Raw genomic sequence first — 18,021 nt, 5'->3', positions numbered from 1 at the left:
CAGAAGTTTTCAAAGTTTCCTTTGCAACTTCAACCACTTGCGCTTCGATCAACTTACCGTTGAACTTCAGCGGGAGGCGAATTCTACAGCACCCGGAGGCGGTGTCAAACTCTTTCTCTTACCGCTGTCGATCCAACCGCGACCGAAGCCCTTCTTCGCTGACCGACCTGACTAAACACTTGTAAATTATTGATCTACAAGGCTTTTTCAGTTCCGCCTGCGCCGGAAGTGGGGCGAATTATAGAGAGATTAAATCGCCCGTCAACACTTAATTCAGTTTTTTATCTACGCGGCTGACTTACGGGCATTGAACCGAGGGATTCGCCTCGCAATCATTGGCACCCGCAGGACCAACAGCCCCACACCAATCGCCGCATACAAAGCCCATTCCTTGAGATCAGCCCTGACTATCCAGAGCATATGCAGCAACCCCAGGCCCAGAATCACATAAACAAGGCGGTGGAGCTTCTTCCAGCGAGCGCCCAATCGACGCTGACTGTAACGATTGGATGTCACTGCCAGAGCCAGAAGCCCGACAAAGGCCAGACTCCCGACAATAATGTAGGGCCGCTTGACCAGTTCCACGCCCAACTGCCCCCAATCCAGCCCGAGGATAAACAGTGCATACATCGTCATGTGCAGGACCACATAGGCAAAGCACCACAATCCCAACTGCCGACGCACTGCAATCCACCCCGCCCACCCCGTCATTCGCTGCAAGGGTGTCATCGCCAGGGTAATCAACAGCAGGATCAAGGTTCCCAGGCCAAGGCGATCAACCAGCACCTTTCCAGGATCCGGCCCCAATGCAAATATCCAGGCCTGATACAGCCACAGGACAGGAGCAACACAAGCGGCCAGAAAAACGCCAAGACGCCAGAACGGGTAGCGCATCAGTAATCCTTCCTCAAATCCATGCCGGTATATAAAGAGGCAACCTCCTCTGCATATCCGTTGAACATCTCGGTCTGACGAACGTTCGGACTGAACAACCCGCTCGGCAGCCGGCGCTCACGGGCCTGCGTCCAGCGCGGATGATCGACCTCAGGATTCACATTGGCATAGAAACCATATTCATTGGCGGCGATGCTCTGCCAGGTGGTTTTCGGCTGCTCGCTTACCAGGCTGATACGCACGATGGATTTCACACTTTTGAAACCGTACTTCCAGGGCACGACCAGGCGCAGCGGCGCACCGTTCTGATTGGGCAACTCACGCCCATACATGCCGACCGCAAGAATAGCCAACGGATGCATGGCTTCGTCCAGACGCAGCCCTTCTACATAGGGCCAGTCGATCAAGGCAAAGTCGGAACGCTGACCCGGCATGGATTGCGGATCCTGCAGTGTTTCAAAGCGGATGTATCTGGCCCTGGATGTCGGCTCCACTTGCTTGAGCAATGCCGAAATGGGAAAGCCGATCCAGGGAATGACCATCGACCAGGCCTCTACGCAGCGCAGTCGGTAGATCCGCTCTTCCAACTGATAAGGCTTCATGAAGTCTTCCAGGGCATAACGACCTGGCTTACCGACCTCACCGTCAATGACCACACTCCACGGCTCGGTCTTCAAGCTGGCGGCATTGCGCGACGGATCGCCCTTATCGGTACCGAACTCATAGAAGTTGTTGTAGTGGGTCGCGTCCTTGAAGGGCGTGATCGCCTCATCCTTGACGTTGACTGCCTGCCATTGAGTGCCTGGAAGTTTCTCGGCAAACCAGGCGGGCGCCTTCCCGGCTTCGACATCAGCGTAACGGGAGGGATCCTGCGCACTGGCCAGACGCGGCAACGCAGTTACCGCCAGACCGGCAAGCGAACTGGCCAACAGCGTGCGACGTGACAGGTAGATTTTTTCAGGCGTAACGTCCGACTCACGCGAGTCGGACGTCGAAGGTATCTTGATCAGCATGATGACTCCGTAAAACGGGTGGTTTTATGCACCTACAGTCTACGAAGTATGGGGGATATCCGATCAGTCGGCAGATTTATGGCGACGAAGATGTAACAGGTACTGAACAGGCCCGGATAGCGCATAACCGAGGAATATCAGCAGCAGAATGCGCGGCGGATCGCTGAACACCACAGCAAACACCAACACCACCGCCAAAATTGCTACAAATGGCACACGCCCTTTCAAGTCCAGCTCCTTGAAGCTGTTGTACTTGATATTACTGACCATCAGCATGCCCGCCGCAGCGACCAGCAAGGCCACCAGGAAAGACAGTTTCGAGCCCTGGATTCCGAAGTCACTGAACGCCCAGACCGTACCGGCAACCACACCCGCAGCAGCCGGGCTGGCAAGACCGATGAAGTAACGCTTGTCAGCCTTGCCAACCTGCGTGTTGAAACGGGCGAGTCGCAACGCAGCACCCGCCACATAGATGAAGGCGACCATCCAGCCGACCTTGCCCATATCGCCCAGCGCCCAGCCAAATGCCAGCAACGCCGGTGCAACACCGAAGGCGACCATATCCGACAACGAATCGTACTCGGCGCCGAAGGCACTCTGCGTATTGGTCATGCGCGCCACGCGACCATCCAGTCCATCAAGGACCATGGCGACAAAGATAGCGATGGCGGCGAACGCAAAATACTTGCTCGCAGCAGCCGTATCACCAGCACTCAAGGCACTCTGGGCGCTCATGGAACTGATGATGGAGTAAAAACCCGCGAACAGGTTCGCAGTGGTGAACAGGTTAGGCAGCAGATAGATTCCGCGATGACGGACCTTGCGCCCTTCGGCATCGTGCCCTTCTTCAACATGTTCATCGATCGGTAGCAGACTTTCGGCGTCGGAGGCCTTGTTGGGCTCTTCAGGACGTTCGCTCATGGACATTACCTTGCAGCGGTTTGAAAAGATTCGACAGGTGTCTGCGACGAGGGTTCGTCGACAAACGATGCAGCTTTATACCAGACACTGGCCCATAACGAAAAAACGCGGCCAATTGGCCGCGTCCTTTCAGAACAGAGAAACTTAGTTCTTGTCCTTGTCGACGATTTTGTTCGCCGCGATCCAAGGCATCATGGAGCGCAGTTTTTCGCCGATGACTTCGATACCGTGAGCAGCGTTGTTACGACGCTTGGCGGTCATCGATGGGTAGCCGGTAGCGCCTTCGCTGATGAACATCTTCGCGTATTCGCCGTCCTGGATGCGCTTCAGAGCGTTGCGCATGGCCTGACGGGATTCGGCGTTGATGACTTCAGGGCCGGTCACGTACTCGCCGTATTCGGCGTTGTTGGAGATCGAGTAGTTCATGTTGGCGATACCGCCTTCGTACATGAGGTCAACGATCAGCTTCAGTTCGTGCAGGCACTCGAAGTAGGCCATTTCCGGAGCGTAACCGGCTTCAACCAGAGTCTCGAAGCCAGCCTTGACCAGCTCAACGGTACCGCCGCACAGAACGGCCTGTTCGCCGAACAGGTCGGTTTCGGTTTCGTCCTTGAAGGTGGTTTCGATGATACCGGTACGGCCACCGCCAACGCCCGAAGCGTAGGACAGGGCGACGTTCTTGGCGTTGCCCGAAGCATCCTGGTAAACAGCGATCAGGTCAGGAATACCGCCGCCTTTGACGAATTCGGTACGAACGGTGTGGCCTGGAGCCTTTGGCGCGATCATGATCACGTCCAGGTCGGCACGTGGCACAACCTGGTTGTAGTGAATCGCGAAGCCGTGAGAGAAAGCCAGGGTTGCGCCCTTCTTCAGGTTCGGCTCGACTTCGTTCTTGTACAGCTGGGACTGGAATTCATCCGGAGTCAGGATCATGACCAGATCGGCAGCAGCAACGGCAGAGGCAACGTCAGTTACTTTCAGGCCATGAGCTTCAGCTTTGGCGACAGTAGCCGAACCTTTGCGCAGGCCAACAGTGACGTCAACGCCGGAGTCTTTCAGGTTGCACGCTTGAGCGTGGCCCTGGGAGCCGTAGCCGATGATGGCGACTTTCTTGCCCTGGATGATCGAAAGGTCACAGTCTTTGTCGTAAAAAACTTTCATGGAATTCCCCTGTTATCTATCTAGGCCTTCAGGCCATTTGCTAATTGAGTTAATTAAATGCTCAGCACTTTGTCGCCACGGGCAATACCCGTTACGCCACTGCGTACTGTTTCCAGGATAGCGGCGGTGCCGATGGCCTGAATGAAACTGTCCAGTTTGTCGCTAGTGCCACTCAACTGTACGGTGTAGACGCTGGCAGTCACGTCAACGATCTGCCCGCGGAAGATATCCGTGGTGCGCTTGATCTCGGCACGCTGTGCACCGGTGGCCTTGACCTTGACCAGCATCAGTTCACGCTCGATGTGAGCGCTTTCGGACAGATCGACCAGCTTGACCACTTCAACCAGCTTGTTGAGGTTCTTGGTGATCTGCTCGATCACTTCATCGTGCCCGACCGTGGTCAGCGTCAGACGCGACAGGGTCGGGTCTTCGGTCGGTGCCACGGTCAGGCTTTCGATGTTGTAGTTACGCTGCGAAAACAGCCCGACGACACGAGACAACGCACCCGGTTCGTTTTCCAGCAATAGGGAAATGATGTGCCGCATGATTATGTACGCTCCGTCTTGCTCAACCACATATCGCGCATGGAGCCGTCCTTGATCTGCATCGGATAGACGTGCTCGGTCACATCGACCTGGATGTCGAGGAACACCAGGCGATCCTTCATGGCAAAGGCTTCTTCCATCTTCGGCTTCAGATCTTTCAGATCGGTGACCCGAATGCCGACATGGCCATAGGCTTCAACCAGTTTCACGAAGTCAGGCAGCGACTCCATGTAGGAATGCGAGTGACGAGCGCCGTAGCTCATGTCCTGCCACTGACGGACCATGCCCAGCACGCCGTTGTTGAGCAGGATGATCTTCACCGGAAGGCCGTACTGCAGGCAGGTCGACAGCTCCTGGATGTTCATCTGGATACTGCCTTCGCCGGTTACGCAGGCAACATCGGCATCCGGGAAGCTCAGCTTGACGCCCATGGCCGCCGGGAAACCGAAGCCCATGGTGCCCAGGCCGCCGGAGTTGATCCAGCGATTAGGCTTGTTGAAGCGGTAGTACTGGGCCGCGAACATCTGGTGCTGACCCACGTCGGAAGAAACGTAGGCATCGCCCTTGGTCACTTCGCACAGTGTTTCGATGACCGTCTGCGGCTTGATGACACTGCCGTCGCCACGGTTGTACGGGAACAGGTCGCCGCCGGCACGCCATTCATCGATCTGCTTCCACCAGGAAGCGACGGATTCCTTGTTCGGAGTCTCGCCGATGTCCTTGAGGGTCGCGACCATTTCGGTCAGCACGCTCTCGACCGGACCAACGATAGGCACGTCGGCCTTGATGGTCTTGGAGATCGATGCCGGGTCGATATCGATGTGGATGATCTTGGCGTTGGGGCTGAACTTGCTCGCGCCATTGATGACACGGTCATCGAAACGAGCGCCCACGGCCAGGATCACATCGGTGTGGTGCATGGCCAGGTTGGCGGTGTAGCTGCCGTGCATGCCGAGCATGCCAACGAACTGGCGATCGGTGCCCGGGTAGCTGCCAAGACCCATCAGGGTGTTGGTGACCGGAGCATTGAGCTGTTTGGCCAGCTCGGTCAGTTGCTCGGAACCGTTGCCCATGACCACGCCACCACCGGCATAGATGATCGGACGCTTGGCGGCCAGCAACATCTCGACCGCCTTGCGGATCTGGCCCGAGTGACCACGAACGGCCGGGCTGTAGGAGCGCAGCTTGGCTTTTTTCGGGAAAACGTATTCGTATTTCTCGGCTGGGTTGGTCATGTCTTTCGGAATATCGACGACCACCGGACCCGGACGACCGGACTGGGCCAGATAGAAGGCCTTTTTCAGGACTTCCGGGATTTCCGAGGGATGCTTGATCATGAAGCTGTGCTTCACGATCGGCCGGGAGATACCGATCATGTCGGTCTCCTGGAAGGCATCGGTGCCGACCAGCGTACTGGCAACCTGACCGGACAGAACCACCATCGGGATCGAGTCCATGTAGGCAGTGGCGATACCGGTGATGGCGTTGGTCGCACCAGGACCCGAAGTCACCAGAACCACGCCAGCCTTGCCGGTCGCACGGGCATAACCGTCGGCCATGTGCGTGGCGGCCTGCTCATGACGAACCAGGATGTGGTTGACGGCCGGCTCTTTGAACAGTGCGTCGTAGACATGCAGAAGGGCACCACCCGGGTACCCGTAAATGTACTTAACGCCTTCGTCACGCAGGAAGCGGACGACCATTTCAGCGCCAGATAAAAGCTCCACGTTGTTCACCTCTAAAACGCCAGAATACCGTCCACTCCGGGACGGGTCTTATTAGGTTTACTGCCAAGCAGAGCATGAGCGACGGTGGTCGCCGACTACGTCAGCACTGACTGAGCAAGTATTGGGATGTCCCTGAGTGTTGCGGAACATTCCCACCCAGCGCGAGGTAACGCGTTGCGGGTGTTACAGGTCGGCGCGGGTGTGCGCCTCATGATCTACCGAGACGGTCTGCTTCTGGCAGTCCTTCTACAGCGAACTTTGAATTGTTGTGATTCGCCCCCCGCAAGTCAAGTAATCCGTGAGCTTTCTTCCGGGCTGTCCCCCGAAGCCAGCACTCGTTCGGACTCGAAGCGCGCATTATGGTAGCTTTGCGCGGCACAGAATTTTCAAGGAAGTACCATGCGCTGGATGATTCTCGCGGCTGCATTCTCAATGGCGGTAAGCACCACCAGCCAGGCCGCTCAAATCTACAAATGGGTCGATGCACAGGGCGTGACGCATTTCGATGCGCAACCGCCGGCAGGCCAGCAGGCAGAAGAAATCAACGTGCAAAAGCCGCCACCGGCTCCCGCCGCGCCAACGGCCAGCGAAGCGGATCCCAAACAGCAGGAGATCGATGCCAGGGTCAAGAAACAGGTGCGTGCCCAGGAAGCCAGGCTGGCCGAGAACTGCGAAGTGATGCGCAACAACCTCGCGCAACTGCAGAACAATCCGCGGGTGCGCGAGCAGACAGAAGGCGGGACAAAGCGCCTGTCGGACGAAGACCGCAAGGCGCGACTTGCAGAAACCGAACGGACTATCGCCGAGTTCTGCCGTTAACCGGCTGCAGTGATCAACTGATCGAAGCGGGCCAGAAGCGCCTGCAGTTGCCGGGTTTCATCCTGGCGACCTGCATAGACCATTTCTGCCATTTCCAGAATCCCCGAAGCATTGGGCAAGGGCAGATCCCGTTCCAGGATGATTTTCATCCGTGGCAGGAAAACCCATTGCAGCCATTGCTCGAACTCCAGGGTATCGACACAGAACGGCTCGGTACTGGAAAGCGCCTGCTCACTGGGCGGAGCATCCTGCCACCAGCCCAGCCCCCGCAACTCACGCTCGATCAACAACAGTTGCTCGGCCACCTCGGGCAGACGCTGATCCATCAGAAACCAGCCTTGGCTTTTTGACGCGCCAGGGCTGCGCCAGCCGAATCGCCCTGTTTTTCACGGGATTGGCCAATCAGTTCCCAAAGGCTCGACTGCAGGCTTGCACGGCCATTGGCATAGGTCAGACCACGACGGGCCAACTGCTCAGCCTGGGCAGCATCGCCCTGGGCCAGACGCACCTGGGCCAGACGATAAAGCACTTGCGGCTCACGTGGCGCCACACGCTGGGCGCGTTCTAGGCTCGACGAAGCGCCGTTGAGGTCGCCACTGCCTTGCTGCTGCTGAGCTGTGGTCAACAATGCCAGTACCGGACCATCGAGCTGCTCGTCAGCCGACAGGCCGGACGAACTGGACGGGATACCGCTCGGCGCCGAGGCAGGTGGCATGCTGTAGTTGCTCACCGGAGCCGAATTGATCGGCTGCTGCTGAGTCGCCGGTGGCGTATCGATGCTGAATGATGACTGGGTTGCCGGAGCAGAGAAACTCTGGCTCGCTGCAGCGCCAGGAACCATCACCACCACACCGGAATCCTGCGGCACGGCCTGAGCCTGCGGAGCCTGGGCGGTATTGGCCCGATAAGCCGTATTGCGCGAAGCCGAAACACGCTCGCTGTTAGAAACCTTGGAGCCCGAATCCACGACCGGAATCGAGCCACGCTCCACATTGGCACAACCATTGAGCAACGCCAGAGCCGTTACAGCCGGAATCCACCATTTATTCACGTCACACCCTCATTGCTTAATTCAACCAACCCTTGACCCAATCCAATACTTCAGTGGCGGGCGCCGGGCTACCGCTACATGTCTCGCCGGGCTGAGGCTCACTGCCGCGAATATACGGCATCTGCACGGCATTCGGGCAGTTGGCATCCGATCCCTGACCGGTCTGGGCATTGACCCACGCCTGGACCACGTTATCCGGCATGGCCATGTCCAGCGGCAGCGGGTCAGCCTTGCGCATGAAACTGGTCCAGACCTGCAAGGCACCGCTGGCACCGGTAAACGGCGTCTTGCCGTTGTCGTCACGGCCCATCCACACCACCGCCAGCAGATCCTGGCTGAAACCTGCGAACCAACTGTCGCGCGAATCGTTACTGGTACCGGTCTTGCCGGCCAGGTTCAAGGAAGCTGGCAGCACGCTGTAGACCGACTTGGCCGTACCTTCGCGCATTACCCGCTGCATTGCGTTCTGCACCAGATAAATGGCGCCCGGATCGAAGCGCTGTTCAATCTGAAACGGATAACGCTTGAGCGGCTCACCTTCGGCAGTCAGCACACTGCGAATGCCACGCATCGGCGTATTGAAGCCGCCGCTGGCAATCGTCTGATACATGGTGGCAACTTCCATCGGGCTCAAGCCGCCAGCACCGAGCAACATGGAGGGGAACGCCGGCCACTCGCGGGTCACGCCCAGCTTGGCGAGAGTCTTGAAGACATTCGGCACGCCCAGCTCCAGACCCAGCTTGGCCGTCGACAGGTTGTAGGAATGCGCCAGGCCCTGATACAGGAAAATATTGCCGTGCGACTTGCGGTCGTAATTCTGCGGTTTCCAGATCTGGCCATCCGCGCCCTTGACCTGAAACGGCTCGTCGGTCACCCAACTGGTCAGGGTGTACTGGCTCGGACGCTCCAGAGCGGTGAGATACACCGCCGGCTTGACCAGCGAGCCAATTGGCCGGACTGCATCGATGGCGCGGTTGAAGCCTGCGAAACCGGCCTGACGACTACCCAGCAAGGCCTGCACCTCGCCCGTCTCGGGGTTGGTCACGACCATGGCCGACTCAACCTCGTCCGCACCTTTACGGCCGGACAGCCTCTTGAACGTTTCGTCCATGGCGGCCTGGGATTTCATCTGCAGGATCGGATCGAAACTGGTGAAAATCCGCAGCCCTTCTTCGGTCAAGTCTTCGTCGCGGTAGTCTTCACGCAACTGACGCTTGACCAGATCGAGAAACGCCGGGAACGAGCTGTCGGCCAGACTGCCGGTCCTGGTCACGCCCAGAGGCATCTTCTTGGCAGCTTCGACCACTTGCGCAGTGGCAACGCCCTGTTGCTCCAGCAGATCGAGGACCAGATTGCGTCGCTCCAGCGCACGCTCGGGATTACGCCGCGGGTTGTAATAGGACGGCCCCTTGACCAGTCCGACCAGCAGCGCCACCTGATGAATCTTCAGTTCCGACAAGGGCTGGCTGAAGAAATACTGGCTGGCCAGACCGAACCCATGCACCGCACGCTGACCGTCCTGCCCGACGAATACCTCGTTGAGGTAAGCCTCGAGAATTTCCTGCTTGCTGTAATGCAGCTCCAGCAGCAGCGACATCATGGCTTCGGTCAGTTTGCGCGTCAGGCTGCGCTCGTTGGTCAGGTAGAAGTTCTTGACCAACTGCTGGGTCAGCGTACTGCCGCCCTGACGCATCTGTCCCTGCGAGGTGTTGACCCACATGGCGCGGGCAATGGATTTTGGCGATACCCCGAAGTGATGATAGAAATCACGATCCTCGACCGTCACCAGCGCATCGAGCAGATACGGCGGCACCTGATCGAGCTTGATCAGAATCCGGTCTTCCAGATTCTTCGGATACAGACCGCCGATCATCAACGGTTCAAGCCTTGCCACTGCGAGCTTGGCGCCACTGCTGCCGGAGGTCAGGTCAGCAACATAGTCGCCGGAAAAGCGCACGCGCACCTGCTGGGCAGGATCGGTGCCTTCATAGAACTGAAAGCCGCGGGTATTGAGATCGACCGTATTGCCATTCACCGAAGCCGCGCCCGGGCCATTGGCCACGCTTTCGCGACGATAGCCCAGCGCGTCGAGTTCGATGAGGAAGTCATCGCGACTCAGTTTCTGGCCTACGAACAGCTCCAGAGGACGGGCGTAGACCTTGGCCGGAATGGTCCAGCGCTTGCCGGAAAACTTCTCCTGGACCACAGCATCCAGGTACACGGCAACGCAAGCCAGCGCCACAAAGCCGACAATACTGAGCTTCAGCAACCAGCCCAGCCACTTGGGAAGGCCGCGGGAAGCTTGTTTTTTGGAACTACGAGAAGTACGGGATCGAGTCATGGCCGCGGATTATACGCACTTTGCCAAGGACCGACAGACGCCCTCGCAAGCGGTTTGCAGCCTCGCGCCGAGCGGCCATAATAACGGCCTTTAGCAATGCCATTTCTGAATCCACTCTTGAAGGATCGTCCGTGAGCCAGCCATTGATTGCAGCCCTGCAGAACCCCGCACTCTTCCCCCATCCGGTAGAGAATTTCCGGGTTATCGAGACGCATATTTCATGGGTCCTGCTCACCGGCAGCTATGTCTATAAATTCAAGAAACCGGTCAACTTCGGTTTCCTCGACTTCACGACCCTCGCCGCCCGCAAACACTTCTGTAATGAAGAACTGCGCCTGAACCAGCGCATGACCGAAGACCTTTACCTGGAAGTCATCCCGGTCACCGGTTCCGCAGAAGCGCCGCAATTGGGAGGCAGCGGTGAAGCCATCGAATACGCCCTGAAGATGCGACAGTTCTCCCAGGAAGGCCTGCTCAGCACACTGCAAGCCAATGGCGAACTGACCACAGGACACATCGATCAACTGGCCAACCAGATTGCCAGTGCTCATATCAATGCGCCTCAAGTGCTGGGCGAAAATGAGCTGGGCTCTCCTGACAGCGTCATGGCACCGGTCCTGCAGAACTTCGAGCAGATTCGCCCGCTCATCAGCGAAAAGGCAGACCTCTTGCAACTCGACTCCCTGCAAGCCTGGGCCGAGTCGAGCTTCGAGCGCCTCAAACCCCTGCTGGCCCGGCGCAAGGCTGAAGGCTTCATCCGTGAATGCCATGGTGATATTCACCTGGGCAACGCCACGGTGATCGACGGCAAGGTGGTGATTTTCGACTGCATCGAATTCAACGAACCTTTCCGCATGACTGACGTCTACGCAGACATCGGCTTCCTGGCCATGGACCTCGAAGACCGCGGTCTGAAATCCCTGTCGCGTCGCCTCATCAGTCAATATCTGGAACAGACTGGTGATTACCAGGGCCTGGAACTGCTCAATTTCTACAAGGCCTATCGCGCCCTGGTTCGCGCCAAGGTTGCGCTGTTCAGCCAGCCCGCAGACGCCGACGGTGTGCAGCGTGCCGCCACCCTGCGCCAATACCGCAATTACGCCAACCTGGCCGAGAGCTACAGCGCCATTCCGTCACGCTTCCTGGCTATCACTCATGGCGTCTCGGCCGTGGGCAAAAGCCATGTGGCAATGCGCCTGGTCGAGTCGCTGGGCGCCATTCGCCTGCGCTCGGATGTCGAGCGCAAACGCCTCTTCAAGGAGCAAGACGCCGGGCTGTATAGCGCTGAAGCCAGCAAGGCAACCTATGACCATCTGCACCAGTTGGCTGAAACCATTCTGCGTGCTGGCTTCTCCGCTGTGATCGACGCCACGTATCTCAAGCACGATCAACGTAATGCTGCGGCCAAAGCTGCCGAAACAACGGGTGTGCCTTTTCTGATTCTGGATTGCGAAGCGCCACAGGCAGTGATTGCCGGCTGGCTAAAACAACGCCAGGAGCAGAATAACGATCCTTCGGACGCAACCCTGGAGGTCATCGAAGCTCAGCAGGCCAGTCGCGAGCCACTTGATGCGGACGAAACCCTGCGTAGCAAGCGCGTTGAAACCAACAAGAGCAGTGATCTGGACCAGCTTGTCGAGAACCTTCGTCAATACTTGCCAGGGCTGTGAATTGATAGCAGAGCCGTTGGGCAGGTAGTGCTTCACGGCTCGACAATGATGGCGATATAATGGCGCCATAATACTAACGTACCCAGAGGCACCCATGAGCCAGCCCAAACAGCTCGATTCGCCGCTTTACATGCTGTTGCGTAGAGATGATGTCGAAGGCTTCAATCAAGAGAAGCCCAAAACAGGCACGATCGACATGGCCGGCGGGGATTTCCGGGGCCTGGACTTGCGTGCTCTCGATACCGCAGGCATCGATTTTACTGACGCCTACTTCCGCTCGGCAGACTTGCGCGGCCTGGACTTGCGCCACACCCCGATGGAAGGCGCGAGTATTGCCCATGCGCAAATCTCGGGAGCGTTCTTCCCGCCCGAGCTGTCGGCAGACGAGATCCGCATGTCGGTAACCTTCGGAACCCGCATGCGCTACCACACGCGCTAAGTAACACATCCATCAAGCCTGCGTGCGCAATGCATGCGGGCTTTGTGTTGCGTTGATTTTGTAATGCCCTTCTCTTCATACCTTCTTCGCGAATGAATTCGCTCCGACCCGGATTCAACGGGCAAATTCATGTACGAAAAAAGAACTGTTGACTTAGAAATGAGAATCGTTATGATTATCACAACCGGTCGCGAGACTGGCCGATAACCTGAAAGACCTTGGTTCGGACTTTCAGGATTATCTCCTCATCAGGCTAATCACGGTTTTTGACCCGGCTTTTTGCCGGGTCTTTTTTTGCGTGTTGATCAGGGTCGCCTGGCATCGGACTCCAGTATCCCAAGACGCGCCAGCAAATCGCCCAGCAGGCTCGAAGCTCCCAGGCGCACTCTGTCGACGTTGACCCACTGCGGTCCGAAACGCGAACGCGCCATCTCCATGAAGACCCTGGCATCACCGAACGTTCGGATACCTCCGGCCGCCTTGAAACCAACCTGCCCGCCTACTTCGGCAATCGACTCAAGCATGATGCGCACAGCCTGCGGCGTGGTACTCGCCAGCCCCTTGCCGGTGCTGGTCTTGAGAAAATCAGCACCGAACAGAATGGCACTGCGGCAAGCTTGCAGGATGATCTGCGGGTCACGTAAACCACCGGTCTCGAGGGTAACGGTCAATGTCACGCTATTGCCGCATGCGGCCTTGCAAGCCGTGATCATATCCATGCCGGTTTGCTGATCACCGTACAAAAGGGCGTGAAACGGATAGACGACATCTATCTCGTCGGCGCCCGACATCACGGCGGCCCGCACTTCACTCAGAACAGGCTCGATACTCGAACCGCCATAGGGGAAGTTGACCAGTGCGACCACCCGGACACCCGGTGCCAGCAGACGATCGAGCGTGGTACGTGCCAGACAGACAAAACGCGGAGCCACGCACACCGCTGCCACCTGCCCCAGGGGCGTCACTGCGCGTTGGCACATACCGACAATCCGTTGTTCACTGTCATCACGGCTAAAGGCGAACAGTTCCAGCAGGCTTAGTGCCTGCAAGGCCAGTCGCTCATCATCTGCTGTCATTTCTTTCATGGCGTCCCGCTCCGAAAAACATGAGCCGGACAATATACGAGCGCCCCTGGCCAGACAGGGACGCAGTGCCGTCAGGGAAAAGGACTACTTAAAGAAGAGAAAAAACCGAACCAGTCGCATCAAGTGCCTGCTACTGGCCTGCGCAACTGAGCGCAATAGTCCTTGTCAGGCATGGCCGCGGTATACCAGACGTAATCGGCACTCTGCGGCTCGACCTCTTCACCTTCCTGCGCCAGAAGCAGCACCACCGCTGGCTCGGCAACGCCCAGGTCAGCCAGATGCAAAGGTATTCCCACATCCTTGCGCACATGCCAGCTCCCGGCAAACAGCATGGCGGGAACCGGTGCGGCCAACAGACGTTGAGCCATGCGTCGATCACGTTGCTGCTGTACCGCCAGCATCGCGGGCAACTGTTCTTCGGGTAACACGCCACAGTGAGCATCACGAATCTGCGCCAGCAGACGCTCACGCACCGCTGGAGCCGTCGACCGATCACCGCTGAATTCAGGGATTTCCCTGTAGATCGACATGACTTCATTCGCATCGAGGTTGGCGGACAGTACCGGATAGGGTTGCGCCAGCACATAGCGCATGAGCGGCCCATACAGCGACCAGTCCCAGCCCTTTTGCCATTGCAGCGCAAACGGCAAGTCGACCGGGTATTTCTCCTCGGCCAGATCCGCCTGAACCGCATCGACCCGGGCCTGCTGATCGGGATTCAGCATTTCCAGCAGCAGGCTGCCCTGCGGGCGGCGGGCAGCCAGTACCTGCATCAGCCATAACTCTAATGCGTGGTGATCGGGATTGTCGTGTTGTTCACCAACCAGAATACGTGGGGCAACTGCAAGACGCTCAGCAAGCTGTTGTGCGGTCAGCACCTGCCCACTCTTGTTGTCACGAATCATGCCTAAATCCAAATGCTCATGCCCACCCGGGCTTTGCCAAGACGGTATATTCAGCAACGGACGCGATACTTGGCAAGCACTGAGGCAAACCAGCGTCACGACCAGGAAAAGACAACGCATGCGCCCTACCTGTTCATCGCGCGATGATTAACGGATGTCCTCTTTCGGGATGTGTCTGTACCAGCACCTCAAGACCAAATACTGCCTTGAGTGCATCGGGTTGCAAGACGACTTCGGGACGATCCAGCGCGTACATCTTTCCCTTGTCGAGTAACAATAGACGATCACAGTAGCGGGCCGCCAGATTCAGATCATGCAAGATAACCATGACAGCCACGCCACGACTGGCAAAATCCCGCACTGCCTGCAGTGTCGTGTGCTGATGCAAAGGATCGAGCATGGAGGTCGGCTCATCGAGCAACAGCGTGCAACCGCTGGTCCCAGGCCATAGCTGCGCCAGCACCCGGGCCAGGTGCACCCGCTGACGCTCGCCACCTGACAGGGCCATGTAACTGCGCTCGCCAAGATGCAAGGCATCGGCAGCCTGCAGCGCGTCACGGACGATTTGCCGATCAATGTCATGGCCGGTTTCATGAGGCAGACGCCCCATGGCGACCACTTCATCGACGCGGAATGCAAAACTCAGGGTCGAGCTCTGCGGCAGTACTGCCAGGCTGCGTGCCCGTTCCGCGCCCTGCCACTGCGCGAGCAGACGCTGTTGCAGCCAGACCTCTCCTTGCGATGGCTTGAGCTCGCCACACAGGGCAGCCAGCAACGTACTTTTGCCTGCCCCGTTGGGACCGAGCACACCCAGTACTTGCCCGGGCTGCAAGTGCAGATCGATATCCGCAAGAACGCTTTGTGCGCCGCGATGGATATGCAGCTTTTCGGCTCGCAACATCAGTGACGCCCTCGCACCAGCAGATACAGAAAGAACGGCGCACCCAGCAGTGCCGTAACGATGCCGATAGGCAACTCCGCAGGCGCCATCACCAGCCGCGCAATAATATCGGCAAACAGCAGCAGGCTGGCTCCCGCCAACGCCGAAGCCGGCAACAGAACCCGATGATCCGGGCCCGCCAGCAGGCGCATCAGATGCGGCACGATCAGCCCGATAAAACCGATCATGCCAGCCGCCGCCACCGCAACGCCGACGCCCAGCGCCGTGCAGAAAACCAGCTCACGCTTGAGGACTTCGACATTGATCCCCAGGTGCCGCGCTTCGGACTCGCCCAGCAACAGGGCATTCAAGGCCTTGGCTCGACGCGGCAGCCAGAAGATGATCGCCACACACACCAGCAGCAACGGCCACAGTCGCGCGTAAGTGGCACCGTTAAGACTGCCCATGTTCCAGAACGTGAGCGTACGCAACGTCGCGTCATCCGCCAGATAGGTCAGCAAACCGATGATCGACACCGAGAGCGCGGTCAACGCGATACCGGCCAGCAGCATGGTTGCCACACTGGTCTGGCCATCGCGCCGCCCGAGGCGATACACCATGCTGGTCACCAGCAGCCCGCCAACCACAGCGCAGGCCGATAACAGATACGGAGCAATGGCATCCGGAACATTTCCCCACAGGCTAACGCCAACGATCGCCAGCGCAGCTCCCAGAGATGCGCCACTGGAAACCCCGACCAGCCCGGGGTCGGCCAACGGGTTGCGAAACAAGCCCTGCATCGCGACACCGGACAGCGCCAACACCGCACCCACCGCCAGGCCCAGCAAGGTGCGCGGCACACGTATCTGGCCAAGAATCAATTCAGCCTGCTCAAGACTCTCTCCGGCCACGGGCAGCCCGGTCAGACGCAAGGCCGCACGCAAGGTATCGGACAGCGGCAAGCTCATTGGCCCAAGCGCCAGTGACAGCCAGAATGAAACGATGCACAGGATGCTCAGGCCGATAAACAACACACGTGGCGTCACCAGCGGTTTCATGGCGCAGACCGGACAGCGGCACTCAACGGTTTCGCGGCGGGATACAACGCTTGAGACAACGCCTGCAGGCTTTCAGGCAGACGCGGCCCCAGGCCACCGACCAACAGCGTCGGATCCAGATCGAACAGGCGATCGTCGCGCGCCGCCGGCGTGGCAGCCAGTGCCAGATTTTCCTTGAACAGCGCCTTGCGGGCGGCCTCGCCGCGCAGGGTTCGATCAGCCACGACCAATACCTGGGGAGCAAGTCCGGCCATGGCCTCCACCGAGAACACCTTGTAGCCGTCATGGGTGGCCAGGTTGCGACCACCGGCCTGGCGGATCAGCCAGTCACCGGCCGTGCCTTTACCGGCAACCATGGGTTTGCCGCCGCCATGCCCTACCAGCAACAGGACACCCGGAGTTGCGCCGTCCTTTTGTGCCTGGGCAATCCACTTCTGTTGATTGTCCATCTGCTGTTGATAACTTTCGATCAGGCGGTCGGCCTGTTCCTGGGCGCCCAGCAAGACACCCAGGCGTTGCAGGTTGCTTTTCAGGGTCGCCAGGTCCGCATCGGCGGGGAGCGCTTCAACCCTGACTTTTGCCGCACGCAACTGTTCCAGAACCGGTGGCGGCCCCATCTCCTCGGTCCCGACCAGGACATCCGGGCGCAGGCTAAGAATGCCTTCGGACGACAACTGGCGCTGATAACCAATGCTCGGCAACGAACGTAGCGCTTGCGGATACTGGCTGGTGCTGTCGACTCCCACCAGCCTGGACTGGCCGCCCAGCGCTACAACCCATTCGGTCAATGCACCACCGGCACTCACCCAGCGTTGTGGCGTGTCGGAGGACGAAGGCTGTGCAGCGTGGGCCAGGTGGCTGAAAAAAATCCCGAGCAAAGCCATAGACACGCCGCTATTGAAAAATCGCATGAACATTTCCTTTAAAGAAGCCCGGATCATGGCGGTTGTTGCGCGGACCAGTGATGGGCAGAACATTCAGTTGCAGCCACTAGAAAGCGCGCAACAAGGGGCGAAATTGTCCGCGAACAGGCAGAATCGGCGGATTAAGATTGCATTAAGAGGTCAGCGGGCAATGCTTCACGCCTGTCAGCATCCTGCCATCGCAGGATTCGATTCGAGAACCGGAGTCATTTGATAATTGTTTTCATTTAAACGTCAAGCCGGGCGCCATGCCTCATGAAGCGTCTATGCGCCACAGCCGACCTTCCCGAGTCGGAAAGTCGCGGCTTTGAAAGTGCGGGGCTAAAGCTGTTGGCCATTCGTCGTCAGGGCCGGGTGTTCGTCTATCGCAATCGCTGCCCGCATCGCGGCATTGCCCTGGAATGGCAACCGGACCGGTTTCTGGATGACAGCGCCAGCCTGATCCAGTGCGCCAGTCATGGCGCACTGTTTCTTATCGAAAATGGCGAGTGTGTTGCGGGGCCTTGCGAAGGGCAGTCGCTGACGGCCATTGCCTGCCGGGAAGACGCCGAAGGCATCTGGGTCATGCTGCCGGATGAAGACGATTAGT

The 18,021-nt window shown here is 58.4% G+C and carries 19 protein-coding genes; 5 read left to right on the top strand and 14 right to left on the bottom strand.

Features of this window, described 5'->3' with window-relative positions; all coding sequences use genetic code 11:
* Positions 1-285 precede the first annotated feature (285 nt).
* From msrQ to ALQ04_RS17395, 6 genes are all read right to left on the bottom strand, one after another.
* On the bottom strand, positions 286-894 hold the full coding sequence (msrQ, locus tag ALQ04_RS17420) for a protein-methionine-sulfoxide reductase heme-binding subunit MsrQ (RefSeq protein WP_122316990.1): 609 nt from the start codon (positions 892-894) through the stop codon (positions 286-288).
* Positions 894-1,907: a protein-methionine-sulfoxide reductase catalytic subunit MsrP gene (gene msrP / locus ALQ04_RS17415; protein ID WP_122316989.1), complete on the bottom strand. Its 1,014-nt coding sequence runs from the start codon at positions 1,905-1,907 to the stop codon at positions 894-896. Before msrP ends, msrQ begins: the two co-directional genes overlap by 1 nt.
* 63 nt (positions 1,908-1,970) lie before the next feature.
* Positions 1,971-2,828, bottom strand: coding sequence for a CDP-diacylglycerol--serine O-phosphatidyltransferase (gene pssA, locus ALQ04_RS17410; RefSeq protein ID WP_122316988.1), 858 nt, complete (start codon positions 2,826-2,828; stop codon positions 1,971-1,973).
* Positions 2,829-2,972: 144 nt separating this feature from the next.
* Positions 2,973-3,989: a ketol-acid reductoisomerase gene (gene ilvC, locus ALQ04_RS17405; RefSeq protein ID WP_122316987.1), complete on the bottom strand. Its 1,017-nt coding sequence runs from the start codon at positions 3,987-3,989 to the stop codon at positions 2,973-2,975.
* Between the two features lie 53 nt (positions 3,990-4,042).
* Complete coding sequence (gene ilvN, locus ALQ04_RS17400; protein WP_025258538.1) at positions 4,043-4,534, bottom strand: acetolactate synthase small subunit; 492 nt, start codon at positions 4,532-4,534, stop codon at positions 4,043-4,045.
* Between the two features lie 2 nt (positions 4,535-4,536).
* Positions 4,537-6,261 carry an acetolactate synthase 3 large subunit gene (locus tag ALQ04_RS17395; RefSeq protein ID WP_122316996.1) on the bottom strand — a complete coding sequence of 575 codons (1,725 nt, stop codon included), beginning with the start codon at positions 6,259-6,261 and terminating at the stop codon, positions 4,537-4,539.
* A gap of 399 nt (positions 6,262-6,660) precedes the next feature.
* On the opposite strand from ALQ04_RS17395, the gene ALQ04_RS17390 reads away from it, so the two are divergent.
* Positions 6,661-7,080 (top strand): DUF4124 domain-containing protein, encoded by a 420-nt coding sequence (locus tag ALQ04_RS17390; protein WP_122316986.1) that lies wholly within the window; start codon positions 6,661-6,663, stop codon positions 7,078-7,080.
* Here the strand turns inward: ALQ04_RS17390 and ALQ04_RS17385 are convergent.
* Genes ALQ04_RS17385 through mrcB form a run of 3 tightly spaced genes read right to left on the bottom strand, consistent with a single transcriptional unit; the run spans position 7,077 to position 10,472 of the window.
* Positions 7,077-7,406: a YqcC family protein gene (locus ALQ04_RS17385; RefSeq protein ID WP_122316985.1), complete on the bottom strand. Its 330-nt coding sequence runs from the start codon at positions 7,404-7,406 to the stop codon at positions 7,077-7,079. The two genes, ALQ04_RS17390 and ALQ04_RS17385, sit on opposite strands and share 4 nt — an antisense overlap.
* Positions 7,406-8,131, bottom strand: coding sequence for a M48 family metallopeptidase (locus ALQ04_RS17380; RefSeq protein WP_122316984.1), 726 nt, complete (start codon positions 8,129-8,131; stop codon positions 7,406-7,408). Before ALQ04_RS17380 ends, ALQ04_RS17385 begins: the two co-directional genes overlap by 1 nt.
* Before the next feature lie 16 nt (positions 8,132-8,147).
* Complete coding sequence (gene mrcB, locus ALQ04_RS17375; protein ID WP_122316983.1) at positions 8,148-10,472, bottom strand: penicillin-binding protein 1B; 2,325 nt, start codon at positions 10,470-10,472, stop codon at positions 8,148-8,150.
* A 131-nt stretch (positions 10,473-10,603) separates the two neighbouring features.
* Here mrcB and ALQ04_RS17370 point away from each other — a divergent pair, with 131 nt between their 5' ends.
* A complete protein-coding gene (locus ALQ04_RS17370) occupies positions 10,604-12,142 on the top strand; it encodes a bifunctional aminoglycoside phosphotransferase/ATP-binding protein (RefSeq protein WP_122316982.1) in 1,539 nt (512 codons plus the stop codon).
* A gap of 94 nt (positions 12,143-12,236) precedes the next feature.
* Entirely contained in the window at positions 12,237-12,581 is a 345-nt protein-coding gene (locus tag ALQ04_RS17365) for a pentapeptide repeat-containing protein (RefSeq protein ID WP_122316981.1), read from the top strand.
* A 305-nt stretch (positions 12,582-12,886) separates the two neighbouring features.
* On the opposite strand, the gene deoC is transcribed toward ALQ04_RS17365, so the two are convergent.
* From deoC to ALQ04_RS17340, 5 genes are all read right to left on the bottom strand, one after another.
* Positions 12,887-13,666, bottom strand: coding sequence for a deoxyribose-phosphate aldolase (gene deoC / locus ALQ04_RS17360; RefSeq protein ID WP_122316980.1), 780 nt, complete (start codon positions 13,664-13,666; stop codon positions 12,887-12,889).
* A 119-nt stretch (positions 13,667-13,785) separates the two neighbouring features.
* Positions 13,786-14,691, bottom strand: coding sequence for a ChaN family lipoprotein (locus tag ALQ04_RS17355; protein ID WP_122316979.1), 906 nt, complete (start codon positions 14,689-14,691; stop codon positions 13,786-13,788).
* Between the two features lie 13 nt (positions 14,692-14,704).
* A complete protein-coding gene (locus tag ALQ04_RS17350) occupies positions 14,705-15,472 on the bottom strand; it encodes a heme ABC transporter ATP-binding protein (protein WP_122316978.1) in 768 nt (255 codons plus the stop codon).
* Positions 15,472-16,455 (bottom strand): iron ABC transporter permease, encoded by a 984-nt coding sequence (locus tag ALQ04_RS17345; RefSeq protein WP_183142207.1) that lies wholly within the window; start codon positions 16,453-16,455, stop codon positions 15,472-15,474. Before ALQ04_RS17345 ends, ALQ04_RS17350 begins: the two co-directional genes overlap by 1 nt.
* A 50-nt stretch (positions 16,456-16,505) precedes the next feature.
* Complete coding sequence (locus ALQ04_RS17340; RefSeq protein ID WP_409077270.1) at positions 16,506-17,393, bottom strand: hemin ABC transporter substrate-binding protein; 888 nt, start codon at positions 17,391-17,393, stop codon at positions 16,506-16,508.
* A 25-nt stretch (positions 17,394-17,418) separates the two neighbouring features.
* Here ALQ04_RS17340 and ALQ04_RS17335 point away from each other — a divergent pair, with 25 nt between their 5' ends.
* Entirely contained in the window at positions 17,419-17,646 is a 228-nt protein-coding gene (locus ALQ04_RS17335) for a hypothetical protein (RefSeq protein WP_122316975.1), read from the top strand.
* 41 nt (positions 17,647-17,687) lie between these two features.
* On the top strand, positions 17,688-18,020 hold the full coding sequence (locus ALQ04_RS17330) for a Rieske (2Fe-2S) protein (RefSeq protein ID WP_122316974.1): 333 nt from the start codon (positions 17,688-17,690) through the stop codon (positions 18,018-18,020).
* The last annotated feature ends 1 nt before the right edge of the window (position 18,021 follow it).

It is taken from the genome of Pseudomonas cichorii (assembly GCF_003700275.1).
GTDB classification, from domain to species: Bacteria; Pseudomonadota; Gammaproteobacteria; order Pseudomonadales; family Pseudomonadaceae; genus Aquipseudomonas; species Aquipseudomonas cichorii_B.
This window is presented reverse-complemented; position numbering and strand designations above follow the sequence as displayed.